Genomic DNA, 16,558 nt, shown 5'->3' on the forward strand with positions numbered 1-16,558 from the left:
GTGCGATTACACAGTATACACGATGAATGTCATCCGTATCGACGCGTACACTGCGAGGTTTTCCGCGTGAAACCCCTCGCCTGGGCGCTCGGGGCCTAATCGCCCTCGCTTTCGACTATGGCAATACGCAGTTTCGCAAGGGCCGCCGATTTGAGCTGGTGGACCCGTGGAACGCTGACATCGAGAACTGCGGCAATCTCGGTGAGATTGAGTTCCTCGATGAAATGCAGCTTGGTGATCAGCTGCAACCGTTCGGGAAGGCTGGCAATGGCCTCGGCCAGCATGGCGCGATCGCCTTGTTCGAGCAATCTCGTTTCGGCATCGGGTTCTTCGGTTCCGAACGCGGGATTGGAATCCGAGTAGCAGTCTTCCAGGTCGACGACCCGTGTGGCCAGTTGTGCACGCATTTCGTGGTATTCCTCGAGGGACATTTGCATGGCCCGGGCCATGTCCTGCGCGGAGGGATCGCGCCCCAGTTCGCCGCGCAGCCGGTCCATCGTGTTATCCATGCGGCGGCGCTGGGCCGCGGCTCCACGGGCATGTGGCGATTGCGACCGCAACAGGTCGATCATGGCCCCACGCACGCGCATCTTCGCATATGCGGCAAAGCCGTCTTCCCCCGGCCGGTCGTGCCGCTGCGCGCATTCCGTCAGCGCGATCATCCCGGCTTGAAGCAGATCGTCGACATCGACCGAGGCCCCGCAACTGGTTTCGTAATACCATGCCAGCTTGCGCACCATGGGAAGGAAATTGCCGATGCGCTGGTTGATTTCGCTCGTATAGGCGCGCTGCGCATTGAAATGGGAGTGATCGTATCTCATGCCGCAAGGGCCTCCGTTTCATGGCCGAGTTGTGCAGATTGTTCGGAAGATTCGTCGCCCACCACCGCGATGACCTCGATCGGTTGGGCGGCGGGTAGTTCGTTGATCGACAGCACGAGGCATTGCGGCGCGCGCAGCCGCAGCAGAGCTGTCAGCGCACGCCGTGCGCGCGGCTGGACGATGAGGGCGGGGCGTGTCGCTGCCGGATCGCGCTGCGCGACGATGGCCGCGATACGCTCTCCAATGGATCGCGCCAGATCGGGTTCGATCACGATCTCGCCCGATGCAGGGTCTTGCAGACCGCCGACAACCATGTCCTCGAGCCCTGCCGCCAAGGTGATTACCGGCAGTTTTGCGTCGGGCGGGCAGGCTTCGCCCACGATCATCGCGCCAAGGTCGGCGCGGACGATGTCGATCAGGCGATCATGCTCGGCGGTTTGCTGCGCGGCGAGCGAGATGCTCGAAAAGACACGCAGCGAATGGCGCAGCGAGATGCCGTCGGCGAGCAGCGCCTTGAGCAGGCGGGTCACGGCGGCAAGCGTCAGCGGCTGCGGGGTGAAGGATTCGATCAGCTGGCCGTGGCGCGCACGCAGATGGTCGAGCAGGTCGCGGACCTGGTCGGGGCCGAGCAGGTCCTGAGCCCGCGCTGCCAGCAATTGGTGGATCTGCGTGGCAATGACGCTTTCCGGATCGACCGCGAGGTAACCCTCGGCCACTGCCAGGTCCCGGGTGCCCGGATCGATCCACAGCGCCGGGCAGCCGAAGCTCGGATCGACCGTCGCTTCGCCGGGGACGGCCTGCGAGTGCATGACTTCGCCGGTGTCGATCGCCAGCAGGTGATCCGGCTTGATCTTGCCGCCCCCGATCGTCGCACCGCCCAGCGTGATGCGATAGGCGTCGGGTTCCACCTCGAAGCTGTCCTCGATGCGGAACTGGGGAACGATGAAGCCGAAGGTCTGGCACATCTGCTTGCGCAGACCGGTGAGCCGGGCAACCAGCGTCGCGCCGCGTTTCTCGTCGGTCAGATGGATCAGGCCGTAGCCGAGCTGGATCGTCACCAGCGTCTGGTCGGAAACCTCGTCGATCGCGATATGCGCCGGATCGGGCGTGACGACGGGTTCGGGAATATTGGCGGCCGCTTCCTGGCGCTTGCGCAGATTGAACCACAGCCAGAACGCGCCAGCGGACAGCGGCAGGATGATCGATTGTGGCATCGCCGGAATACAGCCGATCACGAACAGGATGCAGGCGACCGGCAACCAGATCTTGGGATCGGCGAGCTGCCCCCCGATCTGGCCGGTCAGGTCGCGCGCATCGGATACGCGGGTGACGATGACGGCGGCCGCTATCGACAACAGCAGCGCAGGCACCGAGGCGACAAGCGCATCGCCGACTGCGAGCGTAACGTAGAATTCGGCCGCTTCACCCGCGGAAAGGTCGTGGGTCGAGACGCCGAGTACCAGACCCGCGATCACATTGATCAGCAGGATCAGCAGGGCAGCGACGGCATCGCCTTTCACGAATTTGCTGGCACCGTCCATCGACCCGTAGAAATCGGCTTCCGTGGCAATCTCGCGGCGCCGCGCCTTGGCCTCGTCGGCCGTTAACAGCCCAGCGGCGAGATCGGCATCGATCGCCATCTGCTTGCCGGGCAGGGCGTCGAGCGTGAAGCGGGCAGAAACTTCGGATACGCGCCCGGCGCCCTTCGTCACGACCATCAGATTGATGATCATCAGGATCAGGAAGACGAAAATACCGACCGCGAAATTGCCGCCGATAAGGAAGGCGCCGAAGGCTTCGATCACCTTGCCGGCGGCCGCTCCGCCCTCATGCCCATTGAGCAAGACTATGCGCGTCGAGGCCACGTTTAGGGCAAGCCGCAAAAGCGTGGCGAACAGCAGCACCGAGGGGAAGGATGAAAAGTCCAGCGGCTTCTGTGCATTCATGGCCGCCATCAGGATCGACACCGACAGCGCGATGTTCATGACGAAGAACACATCGAGCAGCATTGCCGGGATTGGCATGACCATCAGCAGGATGATGGTCAAAATACCGATCGGCAGGGCCAGCCCGGGGTTGAAAAACTGACGCGCGCTCACAGGCCGAGCGCCTTGAACTTGCCATAGGCGGAAGCGATGTGCCGGTTCGCCCGGCTGTCGGCCACGTTCGCATCACCGAAGGTAGAGCGCAGAGTATCGGCCATGGAGGGACGCTGGACGACATCGGGTGGCAGCGGTTGGGGAGAAAGCCTCCTGCGATTGGGGCTGGCAGGCTGGAATTCCGGTCGCGCTGCAACGTTGGCGAGTTCGGCAACGACATCGGGCGTGCTGCCAGGTATCGATGGTGCGCCATAGGCCGCATCGACCTTGCCGCGCATCAAGGACATCACTTCGCCGACCGAACGGGGCGCGCCATCGGCGTAGAAGATCGGGCGGTTGGCCCTTGCGGCTTGCGGCATCAGGGCAGCAGCCGATTGATCGGGATTGCTGGCAAGCGCGCCGAGGAACTTCCGGGCTCCGCCAAGACCGAGAAAATGGGCGAGATAGAGTTCGGCGGGTTCCGGTTCGCGGCCCAGTGTCGTGCGCAGCCCATCGGCATTGTCGCGCGTGAGCTCGGCCGCCATCAAGGAGGATGCATCGGCATCATAGCGCAGCGAGAGCAACTGGTCGCGGGTCGCTGCATCGGCAACGCGACCATTGGGCGCGATGGCGGCGTCGGCCCAGTCCATCCCGTGTTTCGCTCCGTGCCTGTCGAGCGTGCGCAGCCAGGTGGAATCGATGAACTGATAGAGGCCGGTGGCGCTCGACGTCCGCGCCTTGGCGCTGGGGTCCAGGCCGGATTCAAGCCGCGCCTGGGCCAGCAGGTAATCGAAGTCGACACCTGTCCGCGTTGCAGCGCGGGCAATGGCGCCCTGCACTTCGGCGGTCTGGACGGGACTGATTGTAGGCACGAAACCTCCGGGATTGGTTGTCCCGGTGTTTCAGCAAGAGGCGTGCCAAATCTGAAAGGTAATGCGACCCGAGGGTTCAGGCGAGGGCTAAACTCATCTTATGTCGGGGGAGAGCGGAATAGGGGGAGGTATTCCCGCTCAGTGTTCCGAGCCGGTTCTGCACGTTACTGGCGATAAGGTTCCGCAGGCGGCGATTGATTTCGTTCAGTCGGCGCACCGCGTCGAGAATACCGAGGCACTCTTCGTCCAGGCTTGCCTGATCGACGGCTTCCAGCTTGCTGCACAGATCGATTTTGCCGGTCGTGCAGGTGACGATCCGATCGAGATCGAGGGCGGCAAGGGCCTGCCGCTCACCCTGCAAAAGTGCGAGCAATTGTTGCAGGGTAGAAAGAGTGTCCTGTTTGCGGGTCATTTCCCGACCTTTCCGTACAGGCCCGCCGCAATGATCGCATCGGCGATCTCGGTGGGGATCAGCGGGTAGGAGTTTGTTTCAATGGCCTTGCGAATCTCGGCCACGCGGTCGTGATCGACGGGGACGTCCCGGCCTGCCGATACACGCATGGCCGACATCGGTGCCTCCGCTTCGCGGGGGCCGGTCGCAACCTTCTGCGTGGGGGTGATTTCCCCCGCAGGCGTCACATCGGCGCTTGGGCGCACGATCGACCCCTGAAATTCCGGCAATCCGACAATACGCATCGTTTCGCTCCATAAGCTGGTTATCCAACAGAACGGCGAAACATGCGCGGGTTTAACTCCCCGGCAATGTTTTTTGCCGGTTACGGCAAATCGATGCCGACCTGCCCCGGCCGGATTACCATTGCGCGCAGGGCTTCGGCCCTTTTCCCATTGACACGAACCTTGATCCACTCGCCTTGCGCGCCGTCTTCCACGGCCGAACCTTGCCGGGTCAGGGTGAAGCCGTTGCCGCGCACCAGGATACTGACGTTTTCCCCGCGCTTGACGATCGCTTCCCCGTGGCTCTGACCGAAACGGCTGGCCGCGCCCATCCGGCTGTCTACAGCGACATAGATGCGCCAGCCGGCAGTCGGGCAGGCAATCTGCACCGATCGCTGGTCGCGCCCGAACCACTGGAGATCGAGAGGAGTCTGACAATCGTCCAGGCGCAGGCGCCGATCCACCGGCAGTTTCGCGCCGCCCGGCTGGCCGATGCCGGCTCCGGTGAAATCGGCGACGGCACGATCGATGATCGACAGGTCCATGGGAGACGCCGCCATCGCGGATGTCGCGAAAAACGCGGCTGCAATCGATCCTAGAAACTGTTGGCGCATGGTTGGTACTGGCTCCGGTTCACGATAATCGCCTCCCGAAAGAGAGGCCCGTCCCCGTTATTCAGCAAAATCCGTGCCATTCATCGGGGTGCGGAGGTAATCGACCGAAATCACGATTTCGTCCCTGACATTCGGCATGGCGATGAGCCGGGCGGCAACGCCCGCATCCTCCGCGTCTTTCAACAGCCTTTCGCCTTCGGCCAGCGCCTCGGCCCGCCGGTTGGGCGCATAGCCCACCGATATGGTCGCAACCTGCCGATCGTCGCTGGCGGCGGCAAGCAGCCACTCGCGAGTGCTTTCGCCCGACCCCGGCCTGTGCAGGGCGAGGGCCGAGGAGCCTTGCGGCACAGATTGTCGCGGTTCGGGTGGCGCGGGTTTTTCCGGCGTTTCGTTCGCAGCCTGAGCGGTAATGAGAAACAGGATGAGGGCGAGATCGGCGGTAATCGTCTGCCACCCCGAAGCGGCGCGCAAAATCATGCCGCTTCCTTTTCGGGTTCCGCTACCATGTCGGGCACGCCCGCGCGCCGAATACCATGAGCGAGCCATTCCAGCACTTCGTCGCGGTCGATTTCCTCGCGGCGCGATCTCCGCGCGATCGCGCCCCCCAGGGGCGAGAAAAGAAAGTTGGCCGCGACGAGACCATAGAGCGTCGTCACGACGGCCATGGAAATCGCTCCGACGATACCGGCGTCTTCGGGGGCGGCGCCCCGCGCATGCCCCAGCGCGACAAGAGTGCCTGCCAGGCCCAGGACCGGGGCGAGATCGGCAGCGCAATCGAGCACGCGTATCGCGGTCTTCGCATTGGCAAGCCGGGCTTCCTTGAACTTGGAATGTTCGCCATGCAGCGACTGGATCGATCGCTGGCTGATCATGAGATCGGAAAGGCTGTCGAACTCATTATCGCCGAAGTGGCGCGGCTCCGCGCGGATGAAACCGTCATCGGCGATTTCGCGTATCTGGATGGCGAGGCTGGCCTTGGCCTTCGCCACATTGAAAGGCGCGCCAAGCAGCCCGCGCAGGGCGCCGGCGGCAACACGGCTGTCCGCGAACCCGCAGCGCAGGATCGTCGCGGCGATCGTGCCGACAAGGACGATGGCAATGGCCGTCGGATCGTACCAGGTGTCCAGCATGAATTTGCTACTCCTTGCCGCCAAGAACGACCGGCATGGGGCCAGATTTATCCGGCGGACGAACTTTGCCGCATACCGGCAAGGGCTTGCCACATTCTGCCGGTTTGCCCTGTTTCCGCCCTCCAGATCGATTTTGGCACGCCCCTTGCTTTACATCTCCCGTAATTCTTGCGGAGGCTCAGATGAGCGACAGATTGTTCGGCATTCACGGGGCGGCACTGGAAATCCGGTCGCAGCGCATGGGTGTGCTCGGCTCGAACATCGCCAATGCGGCAACGCCTGGCTACAAAGCACGCGACGTGGATTTTTCCGCCGCGTTGCAGGCCCGTCTGGGGGGCGCCGAGAGCGCGCGCGCCGCCGATAGCGCGATCCAGTATCGCGTGCCGACCATGGCGAGTCTCGACGGGAACACCGTCGAAATGTCCACCGAACAGGCGGCATTCGCCGAAAACGCAGTCGCGTACACGGCCACTCTCAACTTCCTGCGCGGGCGGGTCGAAACCGTCACCCGTGCGATCAGGGGCGAATGACGATGGCCGGTCCGACTTCCTTCTTCGACATCGGCCATCGCGCCATGTCCGCGCAGCTCGTGCGGATGAACACCGCCGCCTCCAATCTCGCCAATGCCGGTTCGGTGTCGGGTAGCGAGGAAGAGGCCTACCGCCCGATGCGCACTGTCTTCGAGCAGGAGCTCGACCGTGCGAGCGGCCTTTCCTCGGTCCGTGTGGGCGGAGTGGTGCGCGAAGATGTCGCGCCGATCCGCCGTCACGATCCGGGCCACCCACTCGCCGACGAGAACGGCGATGTGTGGGAGGCTCCTGTCGATGAGAACGCCGAAATGGTCGAGATGCTCGAAGCATCCCGTCAGTACCGCAACATGGTCGAGGCCATGTCCACCGCCAAGCAGCTCATGCTCGAAACGATGAGAATGAAATGATTACTTCGACCACCAATCAGGCGGCCAACCCCGCCACATCGAACGCGCCCGTTGCCGGTCGTGGAATGGGTTCGCTGGGGCAGGGTGACTTCCTGCGCCTGCTGACTGTCCAGATGCAGCAGCAGGACCCCTTCAACCCGGTCGATAACAAGGAAATGCTGGCGCAGATGGCGCAGTTTTCCTCGCTCGCCGGTGTCACCGAAACAAATGCCATGCTCGAGCGGATCGCGGACAAGCTCGACCAGTTGATCGTCACTTCCCAGTCCGCGTCCGATACCTGACCAAGGAGACTTTCCATGTCCTTCTACACCTCGCTCAACGGCATGAAAAACGCGCAGACATCGCTCGGCGTCATCGCGCATAACATCTCGAATTCGGAAACCTACGGTTTCAAGCGCAGCCGGACCGAATTTTCGGAAATCGTTGCCGGATCTGCGCTGACCAACCCCCGGATGATCAAGGGCATCGGCGCATCGGTGGAATCGATCACGCAGAACTTCGCCCTTGGCCCGGTCGAGCAGACCGGTTCGGCACTGGATCTTGCGATTACCGGCGACGGGTTCTTCACCACGCGCTCTGCGGTGGATGGAACGACTCTTTACACCCGTGCGGGTTCGTTTTCGATGAGCGATACCGGCCATATCACCGACAGCGCCGGCAATCGGCTGCAAGTGTTTCCGGTCGATGCGAATGGCCAGGTGACCGGCAACGGTATTTCCGATGCGCAGGTGCCTGCGGTCAATGCAGCCGGTTCGGAATTCGCGGGCGTTACCATTACGGAGACGGGCCTTGTTCAGGCGTCCTATGCCGATGGATCGGTCGAACCGATCGGTGCGGTAGCGCTCGCCAGCTTCATTTCGCCAAACGGGCTCAAGAAGGTCGGTTCCGCCAATTGGGAAAGCACCGGACTGTCTGGTGCTGCGAGCTATGGTTCCCCGGGATCGGGTGCCTATGGATCGCTGCTTTCGGGCGCACTCGAACGCTCGAATGTCGATATCGCCGAGGAACTGGTCGGACTGATTACCGCGCAGCGTAATTTCCAGGCCAATGCCAAGGCTATCGATACCGCCACCCAGATCTCGCAGACGGTCATCAACCTGCGGAGCTGATTGCCATGGACCGCCTCATCCATACCGCGCTATCGGGCATGCGGGCGTCGATGGACAGCCAGCGCGTCATCGCGAGCAATATGGCCAATGCCAATACGCTCGGGTTTCGCGCGGAAATGCTCGATCAGCGCGCCGTCACCATCGAGGGGCAACCCAACGAGGCGCGCGCGATGCAGACCGCCAGCGTGCGCGGTGCGAACATGGTCGCGGGCGAAGTCGTCGATACCGGCCGCGATCTCGATATCGCGATCGAGACCGATGCGCTGATGGCAGTGCAGGCGGCCGATGGTACGGAAGCCTATACCCGCCGGGGGGATCTTTCGGTCTCGGCTACCGGCCTGCTCGTCAATGGCGAAGGACGGCCGGTATTGGGAGATGGCGGCCCCATCACCATTCCGCCGGTCGGCATCCCGGCGATCGCGCCCGATGGCACGATCACCATCGCCGACCCGGCAACTCCCGAGCAGGCCCCGGCCGAGATCGGGCGTATCAAGCTGGCGGCCTGGGAAGGCTCGCCGGTCAGCAAGGGGCTGGACGGTCTGTTCCGCGTCGAAGGCGGCGGCATCCTGCCGACCGACGAAGCGGCCACCGTCAAATCCGGCGCGCTCGAACAGTCCAATGTCAAAACCACCGAAGTCCTGGTCGACATGATCGATGCGCAGCGGCTCTTCGCCATGCGCAGCAAGGTCATCTCCACCGCACGCGAAATCGACGAAAGCGGCGCGCAGCTTATGCGCCTCGGCTAATCAGGGGAAAGGATAGCCCATGCCCACTTCAGCCCTTCAGGTCGCCCGCACCGGGCTCGAGGCACAGGATGCGCGCATGCGCGTCATCGCCAACAACCTGGCCAATGTCGGCACCACCGGCTTCAAGCGCGACCGCGCCAATTTCGCCACGCTCGCCTATCAGGACGCGCGCGTTGCCGGACAGCGATCCTCGGGCGAAACCGCTTATGCCACGGGGCTCAACCTCGGCACCGGCGTGGCGGTCCAGTCGACCAGCCAGATCATGACGCAGGGCGCGCTCAACAACACCGACAACGCCTTCGATCTGGCGCTCGACGGCGATGGATACTTCCAGATCGAGATGCCTGGCGGCCAGATCGGCTACACCCGCGCGGGCAATTTCACCCTTTCCGCAGAAGGGCAGTTGGTGACCCAGCAGGGTTATGCCGTGCAGCCCGCGATCACCGTCCCCGAAGGCGCCACCGCGATTGCGGTATCGCCCGACGGCATCGTGTCGGCCACGCTGGCCGGGGAGTCCGAACCGGCCGAGCTGGGGCAGATTCAGGTTGCCCGCTTCACCAATCCTTCGGGCCTCCAGGCGATCGGCGACAACTTCCTGGTCGAAACCGCAGCCAGCGGCGCGGCCGAATTGGGAATCGGCGGCGAGAATGGCCGGGGCAACATTCGCCAGGGCATGCTCGAGGCTTCGAACGTCAACATCGTCCAGGAACTGGTCGACATGATCGAAGCCCAGCGCGCCTACGAGATCAGCTCGAAGATGGTTTCCGCCGTCGACGAGATGCTGCGCAACGCCAACCAGACGCTGTGAGGACCAGTCCTATGAAACCCGCACTCTATCTTGTCCCGATGACGCTCGCCCTTGCGGCGTGCGGTGGGGGCTCCGCGCGGCCCGAAGGCTTTTCTGCAGCGCTCCCGCCAGCCCCGCAGGCGGCGCCTACGCAGCATCGGGACGGCGCGATCTATCAGGCCAGTCACGGTTATGCGCCGCTTTATTACGGCAATCGCGCGGCGCGGGTCGGCGATATCGTGACGATCGTACTGGTCGAACGCACACAGACATCGAAATCCACCAGCGGATCGACCAAGCGCGACGGTAATATCGGGCTCTCTCTTCCGCAATTTGTCGGCATCGACGACAGCGATCTTAATGCTTCCGGCGGTTCGTCGTTCAAAGGATCGGGTGACGCCTCGCAGGCCAGTTCGATCCGGGCCGACCTGACCGTGACCATTGCCGAAGTTCGTCCAAACGGGACGGCACTGGTGCGCGGAGAAAAGGTCATGCAACTCAGCCAGGGCGAAGAATGGGTTCAGCTTTCCGGCATCATCCGCCTGGCCGATATCGATCAGGACAATCGCATCCCGTCGATCCGGGTGGCCGATGCGCGCATTTCCTATTCGGGCGCCGGCTCGGTCCAGCGTGCAAGCCGCGAAGGCTGGCTGTCGCGTTTCTTCGGCGCGATTTCGCCGTTTTGAGGATATCGATCATGATCCGCCGCCTCGCTATTTTCTTCGTCGCGCTGCTCGCGTCGCTACCGGTACCGGCAGCGGCCGAACGGGTCCGCGATCTCGGCCAGTTCCAGTCCGTCCGCTCCAACCAACTGACCGGCTATGGCATCGTCGTCGGTCTGGACGGGTCGGGCGACGACAATTTCGCCTATCTGACCCAGGCCATGCGCGGCGTATCGGGCCGTCTCGGGCTGCAACTGCCGCCTGGCGTCAACCCGGCGCTCAAGAATGCCGCAGCGGTAATTATTACCGCCGAACTGCCGGCCTTTGCAAAGCCCGGCCAGCGGATCGACGTCACGGTCTCGACCATGGGCAAGGCCAAGTCGCTGCGCGGCGGCGCGCTGGTCATGACCCCGCTTTATGGCGCCGACGGTCAGATATACGCCATGGCGCAGGGCAACCTCGCCGTGGGCGGGCTCGGCGTATCGGGCAAGGACGGTTCGAAGCTGACAGTCAATGTGCCGACTGTGGGCCGGATTGCCGATGGCGCAACAGTCGAACAGGCTGTGACCAGCAATTTCGATTTCAGCGAAGTCCTGCGCTGGAACCTCTATTATGCCGATTTCCTGACCATCTCGCGCGTGCGCGATGCGATCAACGGTGCCTATCCCGGCATGGCGCAGGTCGAGGACGGGGTGACGCTGGCGCTGATGCTGCCGCCGGGCGCCAATACCCGCGCGGAAATCATGGCGCGGATCGAAATGCTGGAAATCAATCCGGCCGAACGCGCCGCGAAGGTTGTCATCAACAGCCGGACGGGCACGATCGTCATCTCCAGTGCCGTGCGGCTGGCCCCCGCGGCAATAAGCCACGGTAGCCTGGTGGTGCGGATCGACGAGAATCCGATGGTGGTTCAGCCAGCGCCCTTCTCGCGCGGACGCACGGCGCTGGAACCCAACAGCACTATATCGGCGAGCCAGCAGGATAACGTCGTCTCGCGCATCGGCCCCGGTGCATCGCTGGCCGAGGTGGTCGACGCTCTCAACGCACTCGGTGCGAGCCCGGCCGATCTCGTCGCCATTCTCGAAGGCCTGAAGCAGGCCGGATCGCTGACGGCGGAGCTGGTAATCATATGACCCTCGACTCGATCAATCTCGGTGGCGCCCGGCCACTGGCGGACCGCGAACCCGCGCCCGCCCGCAACGAACTGCGCGATGCCGCGCAGCAATTCGAGGCGATCCTGCTGCGTCAGATGCTGGCGAGTGCGCGAAGCACCGATTTCGGCGGCGACGATCTGTTCGGCGGGCAGGGCGAGGAAACGTTTCGCGAGATGCGCGATTCGCAATTCGCTGACGTGACGGCAAAATCGGGCCAGCTCGGTTTCGCCGCGGCGATCGAGAACCAGCTTGCACGCTTTCTTCCGCAGGGTGACGGCTGATGGCATCCGACCTCCTCTCGATTGCCGCAAGCGGCGCGCGTGCAGCGCGCGGCGCGCTGGACGTCACGGCGCAGAACATCGCCAATGCGTCGAGCGATGGCTATGTTCGCCGCAGCCTGCGTATCGAGGAGGTCTCGGCCTCGGGCGGGGCCGGACGGATTGGCGACATCTCGCTGTCGGGCGCGCGTATCGCGGAAATCCGCCGCAATGCGGATTCCTTTCTCCAGGGCGAGGTTCGTCGCACATCGGGCGACCTTCAGCGGGCCAATGTCGAATTGTCGGGACTGCGCAACATCGAAAGCGCGGTCGAGCAATCGGGCGTGTTTTCCTCGGCAGTCGAATTGGAGGCGGCGCTCCAGCAGCTCGCCAGCGATCCGGTGGATCCGTCCCGGCGCGCGGCGGTGATCGCCGAAGCCTCGACGCTGGCGGACAAATTCAACATCGCGGCGTCGAGCTTCGATGCCGTGGGCGATGGCCTGCGATTCGAGGCCGATGCGCAGGTTTCCGACGCCAATGTCGTCGGCGCCGAGCTGGCCCGGGTGAACCTGCGTCTGACGCGGGCGGGGAGCGGTAGCAGCGACCGCGCCGCCTTGCTCGACCAGCGCGACCAGATGCTCGAACGGTTGGCCGGGTTCAGCTCGTTGACCACCAGTTTTGCCAGCGATGGCACCGTAGCCGTATCGCTCGGCTCCAACCCGCCCCGCAGCTTCGTGCAAGGTGGCACCGCGGGAACCCTCACATCGTCTGTCGCAGCAGATGGAACGCTGAGCTTCGCTGTCGATGGTCAGGCGATGCAGCCCGGGTCGGGCAGCCTGGCCGGTGCTTCGCTGGCCCTTACGGAACTGGCATCGACCCGCGGCCGGCTCGATACGATCGCTGCCGGGCTGGCCGATGCAGTCAACAATGCGCAGATGGCGGGCGTCGATCTCGACGGGGCTCAGGGGCAACCGATCTTCGCCGGAACGACAGCGGGAACTCTGCGCGTTGTCATGACCGAGGGCGGAGGGATCGCGACGGCACCTGCCGGTGCGGGCGCCGGTAGCCGCGACGATGCCAATCTCGACGCGCTGCGCCAGTCGCTGGCGGGCCTCGATCCCGCGCAAAAGCTCAGCGGTCTGTTGTTCGACGTCTCCAGCAAGGTCGCCGGGCGGGACGTGACACAAGGCGCGCTCGAAACGATCGCATCTTCTGCGCGCGTGTCGCTCGAAGCGCAGTCGGGAGTCGATCTCGACCAGGAAGCCGCCAATCTCATTCGCTTCCAGCAGGCTTTCCAGGCCTCGGGCCGGGCCATGCAGACAGCGAGCGAAATTTTCGACACTCTCTTGGGGATCGGGCGATGATCAATCTCAGCACCGGTGCATTTTATGAACGCGGCTCTCGCCAGATCGGGGCCTTGCGTGCACAAGCAGAATCGCTCCAGCAGCAGATCGGTACCGGTGAGCGCCTCGAACGCTCCTCGGACGATCCCGTGGCCGCCGCACGCCTGCGCACCCTGTCGCGCAATGATCGTATGGCCAGTGTCGATACGCGCAATTCGCAACTTGCCGAAGCCGACCTTTCACTTACCGACCAGACGCTGACTTCGATCGGCGATCTCGTCGTACGGGTACGGGAACTGGCGGTTCAGGCCTCTTCCAGTACGCTGAGCGACGAACAGCGCGGGGCTATTGGAGTAGAGGTCGCCAGCCTGCGCGAAAACCTGATCCTGCTGGCCAACAGCCGCAACATTTCGGGCCATGCGCTTCTCGGCGGACAAGCGAGCGGATCGGCCTATGTCGACAATGGCACGGGTGTACAGTTCGTCGGTACCGCAACCGTTACCCCGCTGGAAATCGGCGAGGGGCAGTCTGTCGAACCGGCTCTGACCGGACCGGAAATCTTCGAATTCGAAGCGCCGAGCGGTCCGACCGATCTCTTCGCCGTTCTGGGCGGCCTCGCGACCGCGCTTGCCAGCGGCGGTCAGGCGGCAGCCGACGCGAGTTCCGCGGCGCTTGCGGATATCGATGCAGGCCTGGAGAAGGTTACTACCGCTCAGACCGTGGTGGGTGCCCGCCTCAACTGGATCGACCTGATGAGCGAGCGACGGGAAAACAACGCCGAACGCATCGCGGAGGAACGAACGAATGTCGGGGGGGCGGACATCGCCACCACGATGACACGCCTTCAGGAAACCATGACCGTCCTCGAGGCAAGCCAGGCCAGCTTCGTTCGTCTCGCCAACCTTTCGCTGTTTTCAATGCTGCGCTGATCGCGCGCGTAATCGGAGGAATTGCATAATGTACGCGATCATCGGCATCATCGTCCTGATCATCATGGTTTTCGGCGGTTTTATGCTCAGCGGCGGCGCGATGGGTCCGGTTCTTGCGGCCATGCCGTACGAAATGCTCATCATCGGCGGGGCGGCCGTCGGCGCGATGGTGGCGGGCAATTCGCTCGACGGGCTGAAGGCTCTCGGCGGGGCCTTCAAGAAAATCTTCAAGGGTCCGCAACACACCAAGCAGGACCATATCGATGCGATCGCTCTGACGACGCAACTGATGCGCATGCTCAAGAACGACGGTCCGGTGGCGCTTGAGAGTCACGTCGACGACCCGGCCAATTCCACCGTTTTCAGCGAGTATCCGAACCTCCTCAAGAACGAGGCTCTCACCGCGCTCATCTGCGACACGCTGACATTGCTGGTGGTCTCTTCCGGCACGCTGGAAACGCATGCCGTCGAAGAGGTGATGGACAATGCAATGAAAACGCACTTCCACGAGCAGCACGAACCGCAACACAATCTCCAGACGCTGTCCGACGCCTTGCCGGCTCTCGGTATCGTCGCCGCCGTTCTGGGGGTTGTCAAAACAATGGGATCGATCGATCAGCCGCCCGAAATCCTCGGCAAGATGATCGGCGCGGCGCTGGTCGGAACCTTCCTCGGCGTGTTGCTGGCCTATGGTATCGTCGGCCCACTTGCCGGGCGTCTCAAACAGGTACTCGAGCAGGACGAGCAGATCTTCCATGCGGTAAAGCAGGTGATCATCGCGTCGCTTTATGGCCATCCGCAGCCGCTGGTGGTGGAAAGCGCCCGGTCGAGCCTCGGCCATACGGTCCGCCCCGGCCTGAACGAACTCCTCGACGCGTTGCGGGGGCGTTGACATGGCCAGCAAGGCAGACGGCCGCAACGATCCCGTTCCGATCATCGTCAAGAAGGTGACCGTCGTGGAGGCGGGGCATCATGGCGGAGCGTGGAAGGTGGCCTATGCCGACTTCGTTACCGCGATGATGGCCTTCTTCCTGCTGCTCTGGCTGCTCGGTGCGACCACGGAAGACCAGCGCAAGGGGCTGGCTGACTATTTCACCCCGACGCTGGTCAAGACCAAGGAACAGAGCGCGGGCGCCGACGGCGTGTTGGGTGGATCCTCGCTGGTCGATGTTGACAATTACCCGCATGCCGCCGGGCAGACCGGAACGAAGACGCTTACCGTGCCGCGCGACGCCACCGGAGGTCCGAAGGAAGGCGCCGCGACCATCAAGCGGATACAGATCCGCGTTACCGAGGCGATCGCCGACAAGGAACGGCTCAAGCGGCTGATGCGCCAGGTACGGATGATCGATACCACCACGGGTATCAGGATCGACCTGGTCGACGATGCGGATTTCTCGATGTTCGCTCTGGGCACCACGGTGCTGACGACGGACGCACGCGATCTGCTCGATATCGTGGCCGAAGCCATCGGGCCGGAAGGTGGCCAGATCACGGTGCGCGGTCACACCGATGCCCTGCAATATCGCGATCCGACGCGGGTCAACAATTGGTCGCTTTCCGCCGGGCGCGCCGAGGCAACCCGCCAGACGCTGATCCGCCATGGCATTTCACGGGGCCGTTTCCGTCGGATCGAAGGCGTTGCGGACACAGAGCCGCTGATTTCCGGCGATCCCGCCGATCCGCGCAATCGCCGGATTTCGATCTCTCTCGAAGACTGAAGCGTCGGCAGGCGGGCGGGCGCTGGACTAGCCGCGCGCATAGGCGCGGCAAAAAACCTCGACGGCGCCATCGATGCGGCGGCGGTCACACGCCGGATCGGCGGGTTGGCCGAAGCGGCGCTCCAGATCGCCCATGCCCTTGCACATCGAGACGAATTGTTCGACCGCCAGTTCGGTATCTGCGATATCGAGTTCGCCACCTGCAACCATGGTGTCGAGCAATGCGGCGAAGGCAGAGCGCATGCGGTGCGGCCCTGCGGCAAGAAACGCCTCGCCGATTTCGGGTTCGGTCTCGGTTTCCGCGGCAATCCGGCGGTCGAAGCGCACCAGTTCCTCGCGCGACAGGAAGGCGACCATCGCCTCCGCGATTGCCGTAAGGCGCTCGCGCAGCGTACCGGTAGGCGCGGGCTCGAGCGCGAAACTCGCCCGCATGGCAGCGCATTGATCGTCGACCGACGCCGCGAACAACGCCCGTTTGTCGCCGAAATGATTATATATCGTGACCTTCGAAACACCCGCATCCGCCGCGACCTGTTCGATTGACGTCGCCGCGAAACCTTTGGTGAAGAAAGACTCCGCCGCCGCCGCGATGATCGCGTCGCGCTTTGCCGTGATTATCGGCCGACCTGGTTTTTTCGAGCTCTCGCTTGACAAATTGAACGGTCCCGTTCAGTTGAACGCTATCGTTCACTAATGGACGAGTCGGAAGGCGAAGGCAAGCAA

22 protein-coding genes are annotated in these 16,558 nt (G+C 63.4%); 13 read left to right on the forward strand and 9 right to left on the reverse strand.

Features of this window, described 5'->3' with window-relative positions; translation table 11 throughout:
- Window positions 1–95: 95 nt before the first annotated feature.
- From L5849_RS14085 to L5849_RS14120, 8 genes are all read right to left on the reverse strand, one after another.
- Window positions 96–821: a sigma-70 family RNA polymerase sigma factor gene (locus L5849_RS14085; protein WP_236926092.1), complete on the reverse strand. Its 726-nt coding sequence runs from the start codon at window positions 819–821 to the stop codon at window positions 96–98.
- Window positions 818–2,851, reverse strand: a complete 2,034-nt coding sequence (locus L5849_RS14090) for a flagellar biosynthesis protein FlhA (protein WP_234041623.1) — start codon at window positions 2,849–2,851, stop codon at window positions 818–820. The genes L5849_RS14085 and L5849_RS14090 overlap by 4 nt, the downstream gene beginning before the upstream one ends.
- A gap of 65 nt (window positions 2,852–2,916) precedes the next feature.
- Entirely contained in the window at window positions 2,917–3,771 is an 855-nt protein-coding gene (locus tag L5849_RS14095; protein ID WP_236926093.1) for a transglycosylase SLT domain-containing protein, read from the reverse strand.
- Between the two features lie 76 nt (window positions 3,772–3,847).
- Entirely contained in the window at window positions 3,848–4,183 is a 336-nt protein-coding gene (locus L5849_RS14100; protein ID WP_115417494.1) for a hypothetical protein, read from the reverse strand.
- Window positions 4,180–4,467 carry a flagellar biosynthesis anti-sigma factor FlgM gene (locus L5849_RS14105; RefSeq protein ID WP_234041463.1) on the reverse strand — a complete coding sequence of 96 codons (288 nt, stop codon included), beginning with the start codon at window positions 4,465–4,467 and terminating at the stop codon, window positions 4,180–4,182. Before L5849_RS14105 ends, L5849_RS14100 begins: the two co-directional genes overlap by 4 nt.
- Window positions 4,468–4,547: 80 nt before the next feature.
- The gene (locus L5849_RS14110) at window positions 4,548–4,991 is read right to left on the reverse strand and encodes a flagella basal body P-ring formation protein FlgA (protein WP_234041462.1); all 444 of its coding nucleotides are present in this window, start codon (window positions 4,989–4,991) and stop codon (window positions 4,548–4,550) included.
- 126 nt (window positions 4,992–5,117) lie between these two features.
- The gene (locus tag L5849_RS14115; RefSeq protein ID WP_236926094.1) at window positions 5,118–5,537 is read right to left on the reverse strand and encodes a hypothetical protein; all 420 of its coding nucleotides are present in this window, start codon (window positions 5,535–5,537) and stop codon (window positions 5,118–5,120) included.
- The gene (locus L5849_RS14120) at window positions 5,534–6,190 is read right to left on the reverse strand and encodes a MotA/TolQ/ExbB proton channel family protein (protein ID WP_236926095.1); all 657 of its coding nucleotides are present in this window, start codon (window positions 6,188–6,190) and stop codon (window positions 5,534–5,536) included. The genes L5849_RS14115 and L5849_RS14120 overlap by 4 nt, the downstream gene beginning before the upstream one ends.
- A 182-nt stretch (window positions 6,191–6,372) precedes the next feature.
- On the opposite strand from L5849_RS14120, the gene flgB reads away from it, so the two are divergent.
- Genes flgB through L5849_RS14185 form a run of 13 tightly spaced genes read left to right on the forward strand, consistent with a single transcriptional unit; the run spans window position 6,373 to window position 15,835 of the window.
- On the forward strand, window positions 6,373–6,720 hold the full coding sequence (gene flgB, locus L5849_RS14125) for a flagellar basal body rod protein FlgB (protein WP_115417487.1): 348 nt from the start codon (window positions 6,373–6,375) through the stop codon (window positions 6,718–6,720).
- Between the two features lie 2 nt (window positions 6,721–6,722).
- A complete protein-coding gene (gene flgC / locus L5849_RS14130; protein WP_115417486.1) occupies window positions 6,723–7,127 on the forward strand; it encodes a flagellar basal body rod protein FlgC in 405 nt (134 codons plus the stop codon).
- Window positions 7,124–7,408 carry a flagellar hook assembly protein FlgD gene (locus L5849_RS14135; protein WP_115417484.1) on the forward strand — a complete coding sequence of 95 codons (285 nt, stop codon included), beginning with the start codon at window positions 7,124–7,126 and terminating at the stop codon, window positions 7,406–7,408. Before flgC ends, L5849_RS14135 begins: the two co-directional genes overlap by 4 nt.
- Before the next feature lie 15 nt (window positions 7,409–7,423).
- Entirely contained in the window at window positions 7,424–8,236 is an 813-nt protein-coding gene (locus tag L5849_RS14140; RefSeq protein WP_236926096.1) for a flagellar hook-basal body complex protein, read from the forward strand.
- Window positions 8,237–8,241: 5 nt separating this feature from the next.
- Window positions 8,242–8,982 (forward strand): flagellar basal body rod protein FlgF, encoded by a 741-nt coding sequence (locus L5849_RS14145; RefSeq protein ID WP_115417481.1) that lies wholly within the window; start codon window positions 8,242–8,244, stop codon window positions 8,980–8,982.
- Between the two features lie 19 nt (window positions 8,983–9,001).
- Window positions 9,002–9,790 (forward strand): flagellar basal-body rod protein FlgG, encoded by a 789-nt coding sequence (flgG, locus tag L5849_RS14150; protein WP_115417480.1) that lies wholly within the window; start codon window positions 9,002–9,004, stop codon window positions 9,788–9,790.
- A gap of 11 nt (window positions 9,791–9,801) precedes the next feature.
- Entirely contained in the window at window positions 9,802–10,455 is a 654-nt protein-coding gene (locus L5849_RS14155; RefSeq protein WP_115417478.1) for a flagellar basal body L-ring protein FlgH, read from the forward strand.
- Window positions 10,456–10,466: 11 nt separating this feature from the next.
- On the forward strand, window positions 10,467–11,564 hold the full coding sequence (locus tag L5849_RS14160) for a flagellar basal body P-ring protein FlgI (RefSeq protein WP_115417476.1): 1,098 nt from the start codon (window positions 10,467–10,469) through the stop codon (window positions 11,562–11,564).
- Entirely contained in the window at window positions 11,561–11,866 is a 306-nt protein-coding gene (locus tag L5849_RS14165) for a rod-binding protein (protein ID WP_115417474.1), read from the forward strand. The genes L5849_RS14160 and L5849_RS14165 overlap by 4 nt, the downstream gene beginning before the upstream one ends.
- Window positions 11,866–13,206: a flagellar hook-associated protein FlgK gene (gene flgK / locus L5849_RS14170; RefSeq protein ID WP_115417473.1), complete on the forward strand. Its 1,341-nt coding sequence runs from the start codon at window positions 11,866–11,868 to the stop codon at window positions 13,204–13,206. The genes L5849_RS14165 and flgK overlap by 1 nt, the downstream gene beginning before the upstream one ends.
- Complete coding sequence (locus tag L5849_RS14175) at window positions 13,203–14,114, forward strand: flagellin (protein ID WP_115417471.1); 912 nt, start codon at window positions 13,203–13,205, stop codon at window positions 14,112–14,114. The genes flgK and L5849_RS14175 overlap by 4 nt, the downstream gene beginning before the upstream one ends.
- Window positions 14,115–14,142: 28 nt before the next feature.
- Window positions 14,143–15,006, forward strand: coding sequence for a flagellar motor stator protein MotA (motA, locus tag L5849_RS14180; protein ID WP_115417470.1), 864 nt, complete (start codon window positions 14,143–14,145; stop codon window positions 15,004–15,006).
- Between the two features lies 1 nt (window position 15,007).
- The gene (locus L5849_RS14185; protein WP_236926097.1) at window positions 15,008–15,835 is read left to right on the forward strand and encodes a flagellar motor protein MotB; all 828 of its coding nucleotides are present in this window, start codon (window positions 15,008–15,010) and stop codon (window positions 15,833–15,835) included.
- Window positions 15,836–15,862: 27 nt separating this feature from the next.
- Here the strand turns inward: L5849_RS14185 and L5849_RS14190 are convergent, their stop codons facing one another.
- Window positions 15,863–16,489 carry a TetR/AcrR family transcriptional regulator gene (locus L5849_RS14190; RefSeq protein WP_236926098.1) on the reverse strand — a complete coding sequence of 209 codons (627 nt, stop codon included), beginning with the start codon at window positions 16,487–16,489 and terminating at the stop codon, window positions 15,863–15,865.
- Window positions 16,490–16,558 lie beyond the last annotated feature (69 nt).

The sequence above is a fragment of the Erythrobacter sp. SN021 genome (genome assembly GCF_021864455.1).